The organism is Rhodobacter sp. P1_C2 (genome assembly GCF_056406375.1).
Genome location: NZ_JBFUAG010000004.1, coordinates 264399 through 282165, shown reverse-complemented (window position 1 = coordinate 282165; position 17767 = coordinate 264399). Strand labels below are relative to the sequence as shown.

The 17767-nt window shown below is 65.5% G+C and carries 19 protein-coding genes; 9 read left to right on the top strand and 10 right to left on the bottom strand.

What is annotated here, in order from left to right:
* Positions 1 to 191: 191 nt before the first annotated feature.
* Positions 192 to 848 (top strand): peptide-methionine (S)-S-oxide reductase MsrA, encoded by a 657-nt coding sequence (gene msrA / locus AC1DZT_RS08505; protein WP_478006185.1) that lies wholly within the window; start codon positions 192 to 194, stop codon positions 846 to 848.
* 25 nt (positions 849 to 873) lie between these two features.
* Here msrA and AC1DZT_RS08500 read toward each other — a convergent pair whose 3' ends face one another.
* On the bottom strand, positions 874 to 1548 hold the full coding sequence (locus AC1DZT_RS08500) for a TetR/AcrR family transcriptional regulator (protein ID WP_478006184.1): 675 nt from the start codon (positions 1546 to 1548) through the stop codon (positions 874 to 876).
* 191 nt (positions 1549 to 1739) lie between these two features.
* Between AC1DZT_RS08500 and AC1DZT_RS08495 the strand changes: the two genes are divergently transcribed.
* A complete protein-coding gene (locus AC1DZT_RS08495) occupies positions 1740 to 2627 on the top strand; it encodes a 50S ribosomal protein L11 methyltransferase (RefSeq protein WP_478006183.1) in 888 nt (295 codons plus the stop codon).
* Positions 2628 to 2731: 104 nt separating this feature from the next.
* On the top strand, positions 2732 to 3082 hold the full coding sequence (locus AC1DZT_RS08490) for a hypothetical protein (protein ID WP_478006182.1): 351 nt from the start codon (positions 2732 to 2734) through the stop codon (positions 3080 to 3082).
* Positions 3083 to 3214: 132 nt separating this feature from the next.
* Here AC1DZT_RS08490 and AC1DZT_RS08485 read toward each other — a convergent pair whose 3' ends face one another.
* Positions 3215 to 3418, bottom strand: coding sequence for a DUF1127 domain-containing protein (locus AC1DZT_RS08485; RefSeq protein WP_478006181.1), 204 nt, complete (start codon positions 3416 to 3418; stop codon positions 3215 to 3217).
* Between the two features lie 302 nt (positions 3419 to 3720).
* Here AC1DZT_RS08485 and ruvC point away from each other — a divergent pair, with 302 nt between their 5' ends.
* Genes ruvC through ruvB form a run of 3 tightly spaced genes read left to right on the top strand, consistent with a single transcriptional unit; the run spans position 3721 to position 5927 of the window.
* Positions 3721 to 4233: a crossover junction endodeoxyribonuclease RuvC gene (gene ruvC, locus AC1DZT_RS08480; protein WP_478006180.1), complete on the top strand. Its 513-nt coding sequence runs from the start codon at positions 3721 to 3723 to the stop codon at positions 4231 to 4233.
* Complete coding sequence (gene ruvA, locus AC1DZT_RS08475) at positions 4230 to 4901, top strand: Holliday junction branch migration protein RuvA (RefSeq protein WP_478006179.1); 672 nt, start codon at positions 4230 to 4232, stop codon at positions 4899 to 4901. Before ruvC ends, ruvA begins: the two co-directional genes overlap by 4 nt.
* Entirely contained in the window at positions 4902 to 5927 is a 1026-nt protein-coding gene (gene ruvB, locus AC1DZT_RS08470; RefSeq protein ID WP_478006178.1) for a Holliday junction branch migration DNA helicase RuvB, read from the top strand.
* Here ruvB and AC1DZT_RS08465 read toward each other — a convergent pair.
* The 3 genes from AC1DZT_RS08465 to AC1DZT_RS08455 form a co-directional block, all read right to left on the bottom strand.
* Complete coding sequence (locus AC1DZT_RS08465; RefSeq protein WP_478006177.1) at positions 5924 to 7081, bottom strand: MFS transporter; 1158 nt, start codon at positions 7079 to 7081, stop codon at positions 5924 to 5926. The two genes, ruvB and AC1DZT_RS08465, sit on opposite strands and share 4 nt — an antisense overlap.
* 101 nt (positions 7082 to 7182) lie before the next feature.
* Positions 7183 to 7629 carry a methylated-DNA--[protein]-cysteine S-methyltransferase gene (locus tag AC1DZT_RS08460; RefSeq protein ID WP_478006176.1) on the bottom strand — a complete coding sequence of 149 codons (447 nt, stop codon included), beginning with the start codon at positions 7627 to 7629 and terminating at the stop codon, positions 7183 to 7185.
* Complete coding sequence (locus AC1DZT_RS08455; protein ID WP_478006175.1) at positions 7626 to 8501, bottom strand: LysR family transcriptional regulator; 876 nt, start codon at positions 8499 to 8501, stop codon at positions 7626 to 7628. The genes AC1DZT_RS08460 and AC1DZT_RS08455 overlap by 4 nt, the downstream gene beginning before the upstream one ends.
* Before the next feature lie 90 nt (positions 8502 to 8591).
* Between AC1DZT_RS08455 and AC1DZT_RS08450 the strand changes: the two genes are divergently transcribed.
* Positions 8592 to 8759 (top strand): hypothetical protein, encoded by a 168-nt coding sequence (locus AC1DZT_RS08450; RefSeq protein ID WP_478006174.1) that lies wholly within the window; start codon positions 8592 to 8594, stop codon positions 8757 to 8759.
* 33 nt (positions 8760 to 8792) lie between these two features.
* Here the strand turns inward: AC1DZT_RS08450 and ileS are convergent, their stop codons facing one another.
* Together ileS and AC1DZT_RS08440 are read right to left on the bottom strand one after the other, a co-directional pair.
* Positions 8793 to 11702, bottom strand: coding sequence for an isoleucine--tRNA ligase (gene ileS / locus AC1DZT_RS08445; RefSeq protein ID WP_478006173.1), 2910 nt, complete (start codon positions 11700 to 11702; stop codon positions 8793 to 8795).
* A 205-nt stretch (positions 11703 to 11907) separates the two neighbouring features.
* Positions 11908 to 13038 carry an aromatic ring-hydroxylating oxygenase subunit alpha gene (locus tag AC1DZT_RS08440; RefSeq protein WP_478006172.1) on the bottom strand — a complete coding sequence of 377 codons (1131 nt, stop codon included), beginning with the start codon at positions 13036 to 13038 and terminating at the stop codon, positions 11908 to 11910.
* Between the two features lie 156 nt (positions 13039 to 13194).
* On the opposite strand from AC1DZT_RS08440, the gene AC1DZT_RS08435 reads away from it, so the two are divergent.
* The gene (locus AC1DZT_RS08435) at positions 13195 to 13578 is read left to right on the top strand and encodes a DUF2237 family protein (RefSeq protein ID WP_478006171.1); all 384 of its coding nucleotides are present in this window, start codon (positions 13195 to 13197) and stop codon (positions 13576 to 13578) included.
* On the opposite strand, the gene AC1DZT_RS08430 is transcribed toward AC1DZT_RS08435, so the two are convergent.
* From AC1DZT_RS08430 to AC1DZT_RS08420, 3 genes are all read right to left on the bottom strand, one after another.
* Positions 13575 to 14096: a helix-turn-helix transcriptional regulator gene (locus AC1DZT_RS08430; protein WP_478006170.1), complete on the bottom strand. Its 522-nt coding sequence runs from the start codon at positions 14094 to 14096 to the stop codon at positions 13575 to 13577. The genes AC1DZT_RS08435 and AC1DZT_RS08430 overlap by 4 nt on opposite strands.
* 106 nt (positions 14097 to 14202) lie before the next feature.
* Entirely contained in the window at positions 14203 to 14730 is a 528-nt protein-coding gene (locus tag AC1DZT_RS08425) for a hypothetical protein (protein WP_478006169.1), read from the bottom strand.
* A 139-nt stretch (positions 14731 to 14869) separates the two neighbouring features.
* Complete coding sequence (locus tag AC1DZT_RS08420) at positions 14870 to 15349, bottom strand: hypothetical protein (protein WP_478006168.1); 480 nt, start codon at positions 15347 to 15349, stop codon at positions 14870 to 14872.
* Positions 15350 to 16153: 804 nt separating this feature from the next.
* Between AC1DZT_RS08420 and AC1DZT_RS08415 the strand changes: the two genes are divergently transcribed.
* Positions 16154 to 17731 carry a 2-isopropylmalate synthase gene (locus tag AC1DZT_RS08415; RefSeq protein ID WP_478006167.1) on the top strand — a complete coding sequence of 526 codons (1578 nt, stop codon included), beginning with the start codon at positions 16154 to 16156 and terminating at the stop codon, positions 17729 to 17731.
* Positions 17732 to 17767: the final 36 nt, after the last annotated feature.

Genomic DNA, 17767 nt, shown 5'->3' with positions numbered 1-17767 from the left:
GGGCAAGGCTAGCAAGGCCGCTGCGGGCTGGCAACCAGTTGGGCGGGCGCGGCCCGGCTTGCGGCCCCTTGCTGCCCGATCCGGGGCAAAGGGCTGCGCTTTGAGGCAAATGCAGTGACAGGGTCGTGAGGCCCCTACCAACTGCAGGGTCCGCTCCCTATATTCCGCTCATCCCAAACAAGGAGGCTGCGATGTTTCTCTTCGACCGCCGCAAGATGGAAATGGTCACCCCTGACAAGGCGCTGCCGGGTCGGGCCGAACCCCTGCCCACTGCCCGCACGCATTTTCTGAGCGGCATCGAACTCAAGTCCCCGGTCCCGGACGGCTTTGAAGAGGCCATGTTCGGCATGGGCTGTTTCTGGGGGGTTGAGCGCAAGTTCTACAACATTCCCGGTGTCTGGCTGACGATGACCGGCTATGCCGGCGGCATCACGCCCAACCCGACCTACAAGGAAACCTGCACCCAGCTGACCGGCCATAACGAGGTGGTCCGGGTGATCTATGACCCCAAGGTCGTAACCTACGCCGAACTGCTCAAGACCTTCTGGGAGGGGCATGACCCGACCCAGGGCATGCGGCAGGGCAATGACGTGGGCTCCACCTACCGCTCAGGGATCTATACCTATTCCGAAGCGCAGGCCAAGGCGGCCGCGGAAAGCAAGGTCGCGTATCAGGCCGCTTTGACCGCCAAGGGTTTCGGCGCCATCACGACCGAGATCCTGCCGGCGCCGACCTTCTACTATGCCGAGGATTACCATCAGCAATACCTCGCCAAGAACCCCGACGGCTATTGCGGTATCGGGGGCACCGGGGTCACCTGCCCGATCGGGCTGAAGGTTTCGGCCTGAAGCTGAGGGTGACGCTGTTTCGCGGTCAGCGGGCCAGATCGGCCTCGATGGCCGCGATCAGAAGGTCAATCCCGGCGGTGAAAGCCGCGGCATTGCGGTCGGCCCCGAAATGCGGGCCGATCGCCATCAGGGCCGGAAAGTCGCGCCGGGCAATCTCGAAGGGCACGGGCGTCGTGGCCGAATAACGCGGCAACGGATAGGTCGTCTCCGACAGGCAGGCGCCCACGAGGTAGTGGCGCAGAAAGCGGAAATGCCGCGCCCGCGCCTCTTCCTTCAGCCCCGCGCTTTCGAGGATCTTCGCGATCACCTCCAGAAAGCTCAGACCGGCGCGGTTGTTCAGCCGGAAGGTCGCGAAATACTGGAAGAATCCCGGATGGTTCAGCGCCATCTGCCGATAGGCGGCCGAGATGCCATGCAACTGCTCCTGCCAGGTGCCGGCCTGACCGAAGATCATCGCCTCGGCCAGAAGGTCATCGACCAGCGCCTCGAAGAGATGGGTCTTCGAGGGGAAATAGTGGTAGATGCTCATCGCCTGGCAGCCAAGGCTGCGGGCGAGGTTGCGAAAGCTGAAGGCCTCCAGCCCGGCCTCGTCGATCAGCAGCAGCGCCGCCCCCGTGATCCGTTTGATGGAAAGGGCCGGCCCCCGGGGCCTGCGGGTTTTGCGGGGCGGCGTCTCGGGCGGCTCCCGTCCTGAATCCATCAACTGAGTCGAACCTTCACGCTTCGGCCCCGCATCGCGACGGCCCTTTACTGATCAAATTTTCTCAACCTTGAGACGCGCCAAGTCAACCATCATCCCGCCAGAGGCGCTGTGGAATCTGGCAACTTGACGCAAGACGCGGCGAGGCTTAACGCCCGTCCGACAGTTCGATTCGCCTGAAAGGCCGCCTCATGCCCACCTATACCGCGCTGACCACCCTGATGGGCGAAGACGCAGCCACCGCCCTTGCCGAAGCGATGGAAAAGATGACCCCCGAACCGACCGGCGTCGGCGTCTTCGAGATCGAGGACGATTCGGGCCTCTGGGAAGTGGGCGCCTATTTCCTCGAGCCGCCGGATACGGTGATGCTCGAGGTCTTTGCTCTCGCCTTCGACGCCCGCCCCTTCGCGATTTCCGAATTGCCCGAGGTGGACTGGGTCGCCAAGGTCCGGCGCGAGCTGTCGCCGGTCGAGGCCGGGCGCTTCTACGTCTATGGCAGCCATGACGCCGACAAGGTGCCCGAGGTTCTGGCGCAAGGCGGCCGGATCGCCCTGCAGATCGAGGCGACGGTGGCCTTCGGCACCGGCCACCACGGCACGACGCTGGGTTGCCTGCGCGCCTGGGACCGGCTTTACGCGGAAGGCTTCCGCCCCGCCAAAGTGGCCGACATCGGCTGCGGCACTGCGGTTCTGGCCATGGCTGCGGCAGCGGTTCTGCCCGAGGCCCGGGTGATCGCCTCGGACATCGACCAGGTGGCGGTGGATGTCGCCGAGGCCAATGTCGCGATCAACGGGATGGAAGGCCGGATCGAATGCCTGGAGGCGGCGGGCTTTGCCCATCCCGCGATCAAGGCGGCCGCCCCCTTCGATCTGGTCTTCGCCAATATCCTGAAAGGCCCGCTGATCGAACTTGCCCCGCCGATGGCCGAGAACACCGCGACGGGCGGGCTCGTCATCCTCTCCGGCCTTCTGGTCGTGCAGGCCGAGGCGGTGACCGCGGCCTATGTCGCCAATGGCTTCACCCCGGTGTCGCGCGAAGACCTCGGCGAATGGTCGGCGCTGGTCTTGCGGCGAAACTAAGGCGATCCGCCCAAATCGGGTCGCATTCACCGCAAAAGCCGCATTTCCGCCACAATTCTATCTTACCCTCGTCTGCGGTGGGGGCCGCATTCAGGAGTCGTGGGATGGCCGGCCCAAATATGAACGAATTCTACGGGCGGGTCGCCCGTATCGAAAAGATGCGCGCCAAGGGCTATGGGTTCGAGGCCGAGGGTACCCTTGGCCGTTCGCATTACCTCAAACCCGCGCCGCGCCGCAGGTCCGTGCTGGTGCCGGGCCTTTTCCTCGTGCTCTGCGCCATCTTGCTGAAAGGTGTGATGTATCAGCAGCTTGGCGATGTGACCTATAACAGCCGCGTGGCAGATCTGATGGCCGGCGACGGCGTCGAAAAGGTCGGCGGCTGGATGATGCAGGCGGACCCGCTGACCCTTTATACCTCCGACAAGATCGAGGCGCTGCTTCTGAAACTCAAGTAAATGGTAGCTGCCCCGATGTCGCCATATTCGGGGCGGGCGTTTTCCCTGTCGCTGGCGAAGAAGACCCTGAAATGCAGAAGGCCGCTGCGGATGCAGCGGCCTTAAACATGAACCAACATCATTATCGGGCGCTCAGCGGCCGATAAGCTCGATGTCACCGCGGCACAGGCCGATATCGTCGAGCTCACGGTTCGACAGGCGGCTGAGCGAGTTGCGGGTGATGCGGGCCGAGTTCCAGGCCTTCATCGCTTCGACGGCATTGGTCACGGTTTGGACCATGCGGAAAACGGTGATGGCGCCGAACGGCGCCGCGCGGGACGTCTCATAGGCGGCCATAGCGGGTAGTCCTTTCAAAAACTGCATAAGGTGGAAGCGGTCATTCGCTTCTTGTGCACAGGAAATAGTCGGTGTGCGAACATTCGACAAGATGAGCCTGAGCAAGGCCGCCTTGCGCGCCGTGCATGACAGCTTCGCGCGCCTTCCCTTTGTTTTTATTAACGAAAACTTGAAAGACGTGCAATCGTGTCGTTTTTTGCAGGCGGAGCGGCGCTTTCGTCTTGGGAGCAAGTGCCGGAAAGCCCTTGGCGGATGTTCTTCTTTCGTGCTAGCTTTGGGCCAACAAAAACAAAGGGGTAGGGATGCGGGTTCTTGGCATTGATCCGGGCTTGCGAAACCTCGGCTGGGGCGTGATCGACGTGGCAGGGGCGCGACTCACTCATGTCGCAAATGGCATCTGCCATTCGGATGCCGGCGATGGCGAGCTGGCGCAGCGTCTGGTCTCGCTTCATACGCAGCTGACCGCGGTGCTGCGGCGCTATGCCCCCGATGCGGCGGCGGTGGAACATACTTTCGTCAACAAGGATGCGGTGGCGACGCTGAAGCTGGGCCAGGCGCGCGGGATCGCCCTCTTGGTGCCGGCGCAGGCCGGGCTGACCATCGGGGAATATGCGCCCAATGCGGTGAAGAAGGCGGTTGTCGGTGTCGGCCATGCCGCCAAGGCGCAGGTCGATCACATGGTGCGCCTGCAGCTGCCGGGGGTGGAGATTGCCGGGCCGGACGCCGCGGATGCTCTGGCCATCGCGATCTGCCACGCGCATCATCTGCAAAGCGCGGGCCGGCTGGAGGCCGCGGTCAGAAGGGCGGCAGGATGATCGGCAAACTTTCGGGCGTGGTGGATTGGAAGGGCCTTGATCAGGTGCTGCTGGATGTGCGGGGCGTGGGCTATATCGTCCATGTCAACGACCGTACCCTGGCCGCCCTGCCCCCGGTGGGCGAGGCTGCGGCACTTTATACCGACCTTCTGGTGCGCGAGGATCTGTTGCAGCTCTTCGGCTTCCTCACCCTTCTGGACCGCGAGTGGCACAAGCTTTTGATGACGGTGCAGGGCGTCGGCGCCAAGGCCTCGATGTCGATCCTTGGCGCCCTCAGCGCCGAAGGTGTCGCCCGCGCCATCGCCCTCGGCGATGCCCGCGCGATTCAGGCGGCGCAGGGCGTCGGCCCGAAACTGGCGCAGCGCGTGATATTGGAGCTGAAGACCAAGGCGCCCGGCATGATGACGCTGGGCGGCACCATGCCCGCCACCGCGCATGAGGTGATCGAGCCGCCCGAGGCCCCTGCCCCGAAGCGCCGCGCCCAAGCCGCACCGCCCCCGGTGTCGAACCGCGCCGCCTTCAGCGCCGATGCGCTTTCGGCGCTGGTGAACCTTGGCTATGGTCAGGGCGAGGCCGCGCAGGCCGTCATGACCATCTCCGCCGAACAGCCCGAGGCCGATACCGCCACGCTGATCCGCGCCAGCCTCAAACTTCTGGCGCCCAAGTAAATGGACGAGAAACGCCCGATCAGCCCGCAAAAGCAGCCCGAGGATATGGACCGGGCGCTGCGCCCGCAAAGCCTTGACGATTTCGTGGGGCAAGCCGAGGCGCGCGCCAACCTCCGCGTTTTCATCCAGAGCGCCAAGCAACGCGGCGAGGCGATGGACCACACGCTGTTTCACGGCCCCCCCGGTCTGGGCAAGACCACGCTGGCGCAGATCATGGCACGCGAACTCGGCGTGGGCTTCCGGATGACCTCCGGTCCCGTCTTGGCCAAGCCGGGGGATCTGGCGGCGATCCTGACCAATCTGGAACCGCGCGACGTGCTGTTCATCGACGAGATCCACCGGTTGAGCCCGGTGGTGGAAGAGGTGCTCTACCCCGCGCTGGAGGATTTCGCGCTGGATCTGGTGATCGGCGAAGGCCCCGCCGCCCGCACCGTGCGGATCGATCTGCAGCCCTTTACCCTCGTCGGCGCCACCACCCGCCTTGGCCTGCTGACCACGCCCTTGCGCGACCGTTTCGGCATCCCGACAAGGCTGGAGTTCTACACCGAGGCCGAGCTGGACCATATCGTCACCCGCGCCGCCCGGCTCTTGGGCGTCGAAAGCGACCCCGCCGGCACGATGGAGATTGCCCGCCGCGCCCGTGGCACGCCGCGCATCGCCGGCCGCCTTTTGCGCCGGGTGGTGGATTTCGTGACGGTCGAAGGCGATGGCCGCCTGACCCAAGCCATTGCCGACCGGGCGCTGACCCGGCTTGGCGTCGATCACCTGGGCCTTGACGGCAACGACCGCCGCTACCTCACCCTTCTGGCCGAACATTACGGCGGCGGCCCGGTGGGGGTGGAGACCATCGCCGCGGCCCTGTCTGAGGCGCGGGATGCGATCGAAGAGGTGATCGAGCCTTTCCTTCTGCAACAGGGCCTGATCCTGCGCACCCCGCGCGGCCGGATGCTCGGGCAGAAGGCCTGGCGCCATCTGGGGATGGAGGCGCCGCGCCTGCCCGGCCAGTCCGACCTGTTCGAGGGTTAGGCGGTCACGCCATCCGCCGCCTCGGCCTTGGTCGCAAGGCAGGCCGCGGTGAAAAGCAGTCCCGCCACCACCGCATAGGTGAAACGGAAGCCGACATGCTGGGCAACAAAGCCGATGATCGAGGGGGCGAGCATATAGCCCGAATAGCCGATCATCGTCGTGGTCGCGATCCCCGATCCCGGCGGCAGCCCCGGATAGTTCCCCGCGGCCGAGAACATGATCGGCACCATATTGGCCACCCCGATGCCCGCCAGGGCAAAGCCCGTCAGCGCCACCACATCGGTCGGCGCAAGGGCGGCCATCAACAGGCCTGCCGCGCCGATCCCGCCCGACAGTCGCAGCGTCTGGACCGCGCCAAAGCGGTTGCGCACCGCGTCGCCCATGAACCTCACCAGCGCCATCGCACCCGAGAACAGGCCAAAGGCCAGCCCCTGCCGGGTCAGATCTGCGCCCAGCTGCTCTTTCACATAGACCGCCGCCCAATCCAGCACGGCGCCCTCCGGCACCATCGAACAAAGCGCCATGGCGCCCAGAAGGTAAAGGATCGGCACGCGCGGGAACATCTGCGCCCGCGGCTTTTCGACATGCGCCGCATGGGGCGGATCGCTGACGATGAAGCGGGCGGCCAGGGCCACGACCACCACCCCGATCGCCGCCACCCCCAGCGCCTGCGCGCCATAGCCGAAGGTCGCAATCGCCTGCCCACCAAGCGAGCCGCCGATAAAGCCGCCAAGGCTCCAGAACCCATGCGAGGAGGACATGATCGCCCGGCCGAGCGAGCGCTCCACCGTCACCGCATTGGCATTGACCGCCACATCCATGCAGCCGCCAAAGCCACCGAACAGGAAGAGGAAAGGCATCGCCAGCCAGGGTGAGGGCGCCAGAACCATCAGCGGCAGGATCGGCAGGAACAGGACCGCCGAGGTCAGCAGCACCCGGCGCGAGCCATGGGCCGCGATCAGCTTGCCGGCAAAGAGCATCGCCACGACCGCGCCCAGCCCGATGACCAGGATCAGCACCCCCATCAGCCCGGTGCGCATCCCGTGCCGCTCCATCATCTGGGGGATCTGCGGCGCCCAGGACCCCATGTTGAAGCCGTTGATGAAGAAAAGGGACGCCACCGCCCACCGGCCCCGGATCGCCTGCCTGTCCATGTCTGCTCCTGTTTTCCGCCTTCTACCGGGCGGCTGCGGCGGGGAGAAGCCATGACGATGCTTTGATTCCTCGGACCGGCAGGAAGCGCGCCAAAGGGGCTTCAGATCAGCAGCCCCGCCGCGCCTTCGTGGCGCAAAAGCCAGACCTTTGTCTCCACCCCGCCCTTGGCGGAAAAGCCGCCGAGGGTCCTCGCCCCCAGCACCCGGTGGCAGGGAATCAGGATCGGCAGCGGATTGGCGCCGCAGGCCTGCCCCACCGCCTGCGCCGGGGCCTGCACGGCGCGGGCGATGTCGCCATAGGTCAGGGTCTCGCCAAAGGGGATCGCAGCCATGGCGCGGCGGACCTTCTCGTGCAGGCCGCTGCCAAAAGCCAGGGGCAGGTCAAAGCGGGTCAGGCTGCCCGCGAAATAGGCCTGAAGCTGCGCCAGCGCCTCACGGATGAGGGGCGAGGCTTCCTCTGCGCTCGCCCGCCAGTCGAGGGCGGTGATCTGCCCTTCCGCCTCGCGCAGGCTGATCGGGCCCAGCGGGCTGATCCAGGTCGCACTCATGGCAGAACCGCCAGGGGGCGGAAGGCCTCGCGCAGCGTCTCGACCAGGCCCTCGATCGCGGGCGAAGTGCCGCGCGGGTTGCGGCGCAGCACGACGCGGGAACGGTCGATGACGGGGAAGCCATCGGCCTCGGTCAGCTCGCGGCAATCCGGCGGGATCGTGCTGCGCGAGATGGGCGCGATGGCAAGCCCGGTCCGCGCCGCGACCCGCAAGGACCCCGCCGTGTCGCATTCGAAGGCCTTGCGCCAGGCGATCCCCTGCTGATCCAGCGAGCGCAGGGCGAAATCGCGGCACCAGTCGCTGCGGTAATAGAGGGCCACCGGCAGCGGGCGTTGCAGGTATAACCGGTGCGAGACCGAGGTGACCCAGACCGTCGGGTCGATGCCTAGAACCTCGCCGCCCGCCATGTGGCTGCTGTCGAAGATCACCGCGAGGTCGATCTCGTCAGCCGCAAGCGCGCGCAGCTGCGGGGCCGAGAAATCGCAGCGCACCGTCACCTCCACCGCCGGGTGGCGTTCGCCAAAGGAAGCAAGGGCGCGCGGCAGCAGGGTTTCGGTATATTCATCCGGAATGCCGATCCGCACCGGCCCATCCAGCGGCTTCTCACGCAGGGCGGTGGCGGCCTCCTCCAGAAGGCCGGTGACCCGCCGCGCATAGGGCAAAAGCTGCGCCCCCCGCGCCGTCAGCGCCACGCCGCGCGGCAGACGGTCGAAGAGGGGCTGGCCCAGGCTCTCCTCCAGCCGGCGGATCTGCATCGAGACCGCCGACTGTGTCCGCCCCAGACGGTCGGCGGCGGCGGTGACCGATCCGGTCTCTGCCACCTCCATGAAGCTGCGCATCAGGTCACTGTCGAGCGGGATCACGGCTGCCATCAATGAAAGCGATAACACCCATGATGGCTATTCATTTGTCTTATGTCAACGCAGAGGCGAAACCGGGGTGACCTCACCCCGGAACCGATGATGCTCAAGACATTCCTCACCCGCCTCTGGCAGCGCAGGGCCAGACAGGCCTCGATGGGCTGGATGCTGCGCCGCGCCGATGACCGCTATCTGCGCGACATCGGCCTGACGCGGCACGACCTGGCGCAGCTTCTCTCCGCCGAAGCCCCGCGTCAGGCTGGCCGGTAGGATGGGCAATTTGCCCATCTTGCCTGGCCCCCGTCAGCCCAGGGCGTCGTTGCAGCGCGCGCAGGTGCCGGGGTGCTTGTGGCTGCCGACATCGGGCAGAACCCGCCAGCAGCGCTCGCATTTCTGCCCCTCGGCCTTCTCGAAGACCACCCCGATGCCCGGCACTTCCGGCAGGCGGAAGGCCTCCGGCGGCGCGTCGTCGCCGGTCATCTGGATGGCCGAAGTGATGCAGAGCTGGGCGAAATCCAGCGATTTCAACGCCGTCAGGATCGCGGTGTCCGCCACATGCACCACCGGCGCGGCCTCGAGGCTGGCGCCGATCACCTTGGCGGTGCGCTGCACCTCCAGGGCGCCGGTGACCACGCGGCGGGCGGCACGGATGCCCTCCCATTTCGCGGCGAGGCCCGGGTTCAGCCAGGCGGCCGGGGTTTCCGGCATGTCCTGCAGATGCAGAGAGGAGTCCTCGCCCGGGAAGCGGCAAAGCCAGACCTCCTCCATCGTGAAGACCAGGATCGGCGCCAGCCAGGTGGTCAGCCGGTGGAACAGGATATCCAGCACCGTGCGCGCCGACCGCCGGGTCAGGGCCGAGGGCGCATCGCAGTAGAGGCTGTCCTTGCGGATGTCGAAATAGACCGCCGAAAGATCGGTGGTGGCAAAGGTGAAGAGCTTCTGGAACACGCCCTGGAAGTCGTAGGCCGCATAGCCCGCGCGCACTTCGCCATCCAGTTCCGCCAGACGGTGCAGCACCCATTGCTCCAGCTCGGGCATGTCAGAGGGGTCCACCCGCTCGGCCTCGGTAAAGCCTTTGAGGTTGCCCAGAAGGAAGCGCATCGTGTTGCGCAGGCGGCGATAGCTGTCGGCCACGCCCTTCAGGATCTCTTTGCCGATGCGCAGGTCCACCGTGTAATCGGCCTGCGCCACCCAAAGCCGCAGGATATCGGCGCCGTATTCGTCGATCACGGCTTGCGGCGCCACGGTATTGCCGAGCGATTTGGACATTTTCATGCCCTTCTCGTCCAGCGTGAAGCCATGGGTCAGCACGCCCCGGTAAGGCGCCCGCCCCTTGGTGCCGCAGGCCTGCAACATCGAGGAGTGGAACCAGCCGCGGTGCTGGTCGGTGCCCTCGAGGTACAGATCCGCAATGCCATCCGAACTGCCATCCTCGCGGTCGCGCAGCACGAAAGCATGGGTGGAGCCTGAGTCAAACCACACGTCCAGCACGTCAAAGACCTGGGTATAGGCCGCCGGATCGACGATGCCCGCCAGCATCTTTTCCTTGAAGCCTTCCACATACCAGACGTCCGCGCCCTCGGCCTCGAAAGCCTCGCGGATGCGGGCATTGACCTCGGGGTTGCGCAGAAGGAAGTCGGCGTCGGTCGGCTTGGCCCCCACTTTGGTAAAGCAGGTCAGCGGCACGCCCCAGGCACGCTGGCGCGACAGAACCCAATCGGGCCGCGCCTCGATCATCGAGTGCAGGCGGTTGCGGCCCGTGACCGGCGTCCAGGTCACCAGCTGGTTGATCGAATTGAGCGCCCGTTTCCGGATCGTGTCGCCATAGGTGCGCATGCTGTCGTCCAGGCTCTTGTCGATGGCGACGAACCATTGCGGCGTGTTGCGATAGATCAGCGGCGCCTTGGAGCGCCAGGAATGCGGGTAGGAATGCTTCAGCTTGCCCTTGGCAAACAGGGTGCCCGTCGCCGCCAGCGCCTTGATATTGCTGACATTGGCCGGGCCTTCCTTGCCTTCCGGCGTCAGGATCGCCTGACCGCCGAATACCGGCAGGTCCGTGCGATAGGTGCCATCGGCCTCGACGTTATAGGTCATCGGCAGGCCGAACTTCAGCCCCATCTGATAGTCGTCATCGCCGTGAGAGGGCGCGGTATGCACAAAGCCCGTACCCGCGTCATCAGTCACATGATCGCCCGGCAGCAGGGGCACGTCGAAGTCCCACTCGCCATTGCCGCCCTCGATGCCGCGGTAGGGATGCGACAGGAAAACGCCCGACATCTCGTCAGCGGTCACATCGCGCAGGCGGACAAAGGTCTCGACCCGGGCGGCCTTCATCACCGCCTCGGCCAGGGCATCGCCCAGAACCAGAACCTCGCCGACCTTGGCCGAGGAATTCTCGGCCACGGCATCGACCCGGTAGGCGCCGTAGGCCAGCGTCGGGCCAAAGGCCACGGCGCGGTTCTGCGGGATGGTCCAGGGCGTCGTGGTCCAGATCACCACCGAAGCGCCGTCCAGCTTGCCGTCCAGGGGCTTGAACCGCACCCAGATCATGTGGCTGGTCAGGTCGTGATATTCCACCTCGGCCTCGGCCAGGGCGGTTTTCTCGACCGGGGACCACATGACGGGCTTGGAGCCTTGATAGAGGCTGCCGTTCATCAGGAATTTCATGAACTCGTCGGCGATCACCGCCTCGGCGTGGAAGTTCATCGTCAGGTAGGGATTGTCCCAGTTGCCGGTGATGCCCAGGCGCTTGAACTCCGCCCGCTGCACGTCGATCCAGCCTTCGGCAAAGCGGCGGCATTCCTGGCGGAAGTCGACGATGTTCACGTCGTCCTTGTTCAGACCCTTGGCGCGGTACTGCTCCTCGATCTTCCATTCGATGGGCAGGCCGTGGCAATCCCAGCCCGGCACATAGCGGGCGTCCTTGCCCATCATCTGCTGGGAGCGCACCACCATGTCCTTCAAGACCTTGTTCAGCGCATGGCCGATGTGCAGGTGGCCGTTGGCGTAAGGAGGGCCGTCGTGCAGGGTGAAATCGGCGCGCTTGGTCCCATCGGCGGCCTTCTTGGTGCGCAGCCGGTCATAGACGCCGATCCTTTCCCAGCGGGCCAGCCAGTCGGGCTCGCGCTGGGGCAGGCCCGCGCGCATCGGAAAATCGGTCTCGGGCAGGAAAACGGTATCGCGGTAGTCAGGAGCGGGCGTGTCAGCGCACATCGGGGGCAGTCCTTTGGGGGTGGGCCTTCGGCAGAGGGCCTGGAAAGGGAGCGTGGTTCGGTCAGGCGGCAAGCGCCAAAGTCCCGGCGTCCGGGGTCAGGACGCCGGGCCGATAATTCGGGCGATGATCACGCGGAAGAAATCCATGCGGGCCTTATAGAAAAGGCCGGAGGCACGGTAAAGGGGAGGCGGTGCAGATAAAACCTCACGCCGGAGCGTTCAGCCCCATCTGGTCCAGCACCCAGACCCCCAGGGCCTGCACCATGTCATCGCGTCCCGAAAGCGGCCCCGGACGATAGAGGGCCGAGGTCAGCGCCTTTTGCTGCTTTTCCAGGATGCCGACATCCTCGCGCCCGACCCTTTCCCAGCGGTCGTAGTAGGGCGCAGCGCGGGTCTCGAAATCGGGCTGCTCCAGCCGGGCGGCGGGGAAACAGCCGCCGATCTCCAGCCGGGATCTGTCGGCGGCGATGGGGGTGACGTTCAGCCACCAGAGGCAATCTTGCGCCACGGCGAATTGCATCGTGGGCAGGGCCACGGTGAAATAGGTGCCCTGGCGGGCATCCGCGTCCAGGCCCTCGATCTTGTCGAAGGGCGGCACGGAATCCGACAAGGTGGCGATGGAGCGGCCCGAGATCACCTGAATGCAGATCCAGTTGCCCTTGGTGGGCAGGGTGCGCGAGGTCTGCGCCCCCACGGTGTCGCGGTGGACGATGCCGGTGTGATAGGTCTCCATCGCGTTTTCGAGGATCAATTTCCAGTTGCAGGCGGGTTCCAGCGTCACGGTCCAGGTGCAGCGCATCTCTTCAGGCCGATGCGAGGCGAAGCGTTGCGGCAGGTCGCCCAGATGCTCCAGCAGGCTTGGGCCTTCGGGCGAGAAGCGGGCAAAGACAAAGCCGGCCCAGCTTTCGACCGTCAGCGCCACCATGCCGTTTTCGCGGCGGTCAAAGCCCTCGGCGTCCTTCATGTCGGGGCAGCCGTAAAGGCGGCCGTCGTTCAGATAGCTCCAGCCGTGATAGGGGCACATGACCTTGCCGCCGGTGTTGCCCTGCCCTTCCAGCAGGATCGAGCCGCGGTGGCGGCAGTAATTGGCAAAGCAGCGCAGGATGCCGTCGCTGCCGCGCAGGGCGACGATGGGGCCACCGGGGCTGTCGAAGGCGCGAAAGTCGCCAGGCTCGGGCAGCATCTCCTCGCGGCAGAGAAAGAACCAGTGGCGCAGGAAGAGGGCCTCACGCTCGCGGGCGAAATGGGCGGGGTCGGTGTAAAAGCCCGCGGGCATGGCGCGGGCCTGATGCAGGGGGGCGGTGGCGGCGGAAAGGTCGGCGGGGGCAAGCGTCATGGCGGGTCCGGGGGCAAGGGCTCTGCCCGCGATGTTAGCGGGACTTCGGCCGATTGCACGGGTCAAGCGCGCGCCCGGCTGTTCAAAGCCGCAATTCACGCTAGATTGCGCTGACCTGGGGCCGCTTGCCCGCCAAGAGACGACAAAGGACGCCCGATGAAAGAGCCTTCCATCAATGTGCTGGGCGAGGCGCTGGCCCCCTGCTCGACCAAGCCGCTGACCGGGTTTTTCCGCAACGGCTGCTGCGACACCGGGCCGGCGGATCGCGGCCAGCACACGGTCTGCGCGGTGATGACGGCGGAATTTCTGGCGATGTCGAAATATCTCGGCAATGACCTGTCGACCCCGCGGCCGGAATACGGCTTTGCCGGGCTGAAGCCGGGCGACCGTTGGTGCCTCTGCGCCGACCGCTTCCTGCAGGCGCATGACGAGGGGGCGGCGCCGCAGGTCAACCTCAAGGCCACCCACCGCCGCACGCTGGACGTGGTGCCGCTGTCGGTGCTGCAGGCCCATGCGGTCAAGGATCAGGGGCAGACCTAGCCGTTGGCCACCGCCTGCAAGGGCGGGCGGACGGTGTTGTCCTCGCGCATCAGATCGTCGATGAAAAGGCTCAGAAGCTGCGAGCGGCCCGAGACCCCGGCCTTGCGGTAGATCGCATTGGTCTGCGCCTTGACCGTGCCTTCGGAGGTGGACCGCAGCACGGCGATTTCCGCCGTCGACATGCCCTTGATCGCGAAGAGCGCCACGTCACGTTCCGCCGGCGTCAGGCCCCATTCGGTGAAGCGTTCCTCCAGCAGGTCCAGAAAGGCGCCCGAGGCGCGGCGCAGCCGCTCCTGCGCCTTGTTGCGGTCCTGCACGACCCGCCGCATCGCAAGCCCGCCCAGAACCGCGCCGATGATCAGGCCAAGGGCGGCCCCCATCTCCAGAAGCTCGCGCAATTCCCAGGACAGGGGTTGCGTCTCGAACCCCAGAAGCGAGGAGAAAACATCCGACACGAAGAGGATCGCGCAGAGCGCCTGTGCCAGAAACAAGAGGGCGACGATGGCAAGCCTGCCCATCAGTGGCCCCCTTGGCAAAGGGTGTGGCGCAGAATGCCACAAGGCGCACAGCCCCGCGGACCGCACGCTTCTGTCGTCACCCTTGCCCCCTCATGCCGCGCTGTGCTCAATCTTCCTTGCCCTTGCCGCCATCCTTGCCGTCGCCGTTCCCGCCACCGGAATTTCCGCCGCCACCAGAGCCGCCGCTGCCGGAATTTCCGCCCGAGCCGCCGGAACTTCCACCAGAGTCGTCACCGGAATCGTCGCCCGAGTCATTGCCCGAATCGTCTCCCGACCCCGAGCCGGACCCTGAATTGTCATCCGAGCCCGAACCCGACCCCGAGGTCCCATCGCCCACGTCATCGACGATCGGCCGGCTGGCGGCGGCGCCATTGCGGGTGATCCAGGTGTCGCGCAGGATCTCTCCGGTGCGCGGATTGAGGATGATCTCGCGCTCGCCATCCTTGCGTTCGGCCAGGATGCGCTCGCGGCCGAGCCAGGTCGATTCCTTGACGATCTTGGAGAAGCCCTGCTTCTTCAGCTGGGCTGCGACCTCGTCGCCATAGGTGGAGGCGCGCGCCCTCCCGGCGGCAAATACACCGGTCGAGAGCGCGAAGGTCGCGGAAATATGGCTCAGAAATTGGCGTCGTTGCATGGTCCACCCCGGTCGTGCCGGCTGTTTCGATCTGTATCAGCTATCCAAGGGCCTGCGGCAAGGGCTGTCGGTGGATGGCGTGGTCCTGGGCGGCAAGCCCCCGAAAGGCGGGCTTGCCGCGATGATGCTTCAGGCGGGATCAGTCTTCGGCGCCGCCCTTGCCGCCGCCGTCATGGCCACCGCCGTCGGAGCCGCCGTCGGAACCACCATGATCGCCGCTTTCGTGTTCGTTCTCATTCTCGCTGCCGGTGCCGTTGTCGTCGCCGGCATCGTCCTTGGCATCGTCGTTCACATCGTCAAGATGCTTGCCCTTGTCGTCGAGGAAATCGTGGTCGGTCGCCTCGATCTCGGTCGCTTCGGTCTCGGCACGCTCTGCGTCGCGGCTGGCACGGGATTTCTCCTGTTTCAGCATCGCGCCGGTCTGGGCATCGTAGACGGCCTCGACCTGGGCATGGTTGCGCACGGCTTCGACCTTGATCTGGGTCGGGCCCGCGGTGACATGGACATGGGTAAAGCCCTTGGCCTCGTAAGCGGCGGCCAGGGCCTCCGGGGTGACGGCGGCAAGCGCCATATTGGCGGCCAGAACAAATCCGGCCGAAAGCAGGAGCATCGGTTTCATCTTGTCTTCCTTGCGTGGGACGCAGTCAGCAGGCGCAAAACGGCATCGCAGGTTTCAAGTCACCCTGCCCGGGCCGTGAGGCCGGGTCTGGCGCCGATCGCTTCGGTGCCCCACCCCAGGGGACAAATTTGGGGCGGACGGTCCGGGCTCGGGCTCGGGCAGGGTGAAACAGGGCAGCCCTTGGGGGACAGGTGTTCCATCGCATCCCTGGCATATGGGGGATGAACAGGTGCGATGAGGCTGCTCTGCATTCTGAAGTCTGGTTCGGCTGGGTTCTGCGGGTCCTGTGCTGGTGGTTCGGGTGAAAGGTCAGAAAGCCCGGGTTTGCTTGACGCCACGGGTTCGCTGGAGGCCTTGGAGCGAAGATGACCGGAACATTGCGCTTACGAAATTGGTCTGCAGTTTAACTTCGCCCCCCTAAACCGGGCAAAACCGCCCCTAAACCAGAGTTTACGACCTTTGGCGGCGTGATTTTCAGACCTTGGTCGGTGCAAAACCCGGCGCCGCCCGCGTTTCGCGCCGCGTCACCCGCCCTGCCCTGCGATTCGCGCCCCCCCGGCAAGTGCCGCGCAAAATGCCCGCTTCCCCCCTTTTCTTTTCCGCAATCATGCCTATAGTCCCGCCCCATGACCAAGGAACGCATCATGTCCAGCGCTGCATCGGGGGCCCACCCCCTGCCGTCGCACGACCTTGCCTTGGGTCTGCTTCTTCTTAGCCGCCTCTGAGCGTGCCCCTTGGGTGCGACCGCTCGGAGGTGATCAGCACCCGGCTCAAGCTAAGAAACTCTCCCAAGGATTCCGTGACATGACCGACAAAAACGCCCAACCCCGCGTCCTGATTTTCGACACCACCCTGCGTGACGGGGAACAATCCCCCGGCGCCACCATGACCCATGAGGAAAAGCTGGAAATCGCCGGCCTCCTGGACGAGATGGGCGTCGATATCATCGAGGCCGGGTTCCCGATCGCCTCGGACGGCGACTTTCAGGCCGTCAGCGAGATTGCCCGCCGCTCGAAGAACTCCACCATCTGCGGGCTGGCGCGCGCCAATTTCAAGGACATCGACCGCTGCTGGGAGGCGGTGAAATACGCGCCCAGCCCGCGCATCCACACCTTCATCGGCACCTCGCCCCTGCACCGCGCGATTCCCAATCTGGACATGGACCAGATGGCCGAACGCATCCACGACACCGTGACCCATGCCCGCAACCTCTGCGACAATATCCAGTGGTCGCCGATGGATGCGACGCGGACCGAGCATGACTATCTGTGCCGCGTGGTGGAAATCGCGATCAAGGCCGGTGCCACCACGATCAACATTCCCGACACGGTCGGCTACACCTATCCCTTCGAGAGCGCCAAGCTGATCGCGATGCTGCTGGAACGGGTGCCCGGCGCCGACAACATCATCTTCGCGACGCACTGCCATAACGACCTGGGCATGGCGACGGCGAACTCGCTGGCCGCTGTCGAGGCTGGTGCCCGCCAGATCGAATGCACGATCAACGGCCTGGGCGAACGCGCCGGCAACACCGCGCTGGAAGAGGTCGTGATGGCAATGCGCGTGCGCAACGACATCCTGCCCTATCAGACCAAGATCGACACCACCAAGATCATGAACCTGAGCCGCCGCGTCTCCGCCGTGTCGGGCTTCCCGGTGCAGTTCAACAAGGCCATCGTCGGCAAGAACGCCTTCCTGCATGAAAGCGGCATCCATCAGGATGGCGTCTTGAAGAACGTCCAGACCTTCGAGATCATGCGCCCCGAGGATATCGGGTTGAACGCCACCAACATCCAGATGGGCAAACACTCGGGCCGCGCCGCCCTGCGGTCCAAGCTGAAGGATCTGGGCTTCGATCTGGCCGAGAACCAGCTGAACGACGTCTTCGTCCGCTTCAAGACCTTGGCCGACCAGAAGAAAGAGGTCTATGACGAGGATCTGGTCGCCCTGGTCAAGGAAGAGGCCACCAATGACGAGAACGACTTCCTGCAGGTGAAACGCCTGCGCGTCGTCTGCGGCACCGAGGGCCCGCGCGAGGCAGAGCTGACCCTGCTGATCGACGGCGTGGAGAAAAGCACCGACACCACCGGCGACGGCCCGGTCGATGCCGCCTTCAACGCGGTGGACGAGCTCTTCCCGCACAAGGCCACGCTGGAACTGTACCAGGTCTCTGCCGTGACCGAGGGCACCGACGCGCAAGCGACGGTTTCGGTCCGCCTGTCGGAAGATGGCCGGATCGCCACCGGCCAGTCGGCCGATACCGATACGGTCGTGGCTTCGGTCAAGGCCTATGTGAACGCGCTGAACCGGTTGATCGTGCGGCGGCAGAAGATGGCGCCGGATGCGGATACCAAGTTCGTGTCCTACAAGGACCACCACTAAGAGACAGGGGCGCGGCGCACAGGCCGCGCCCCTTTC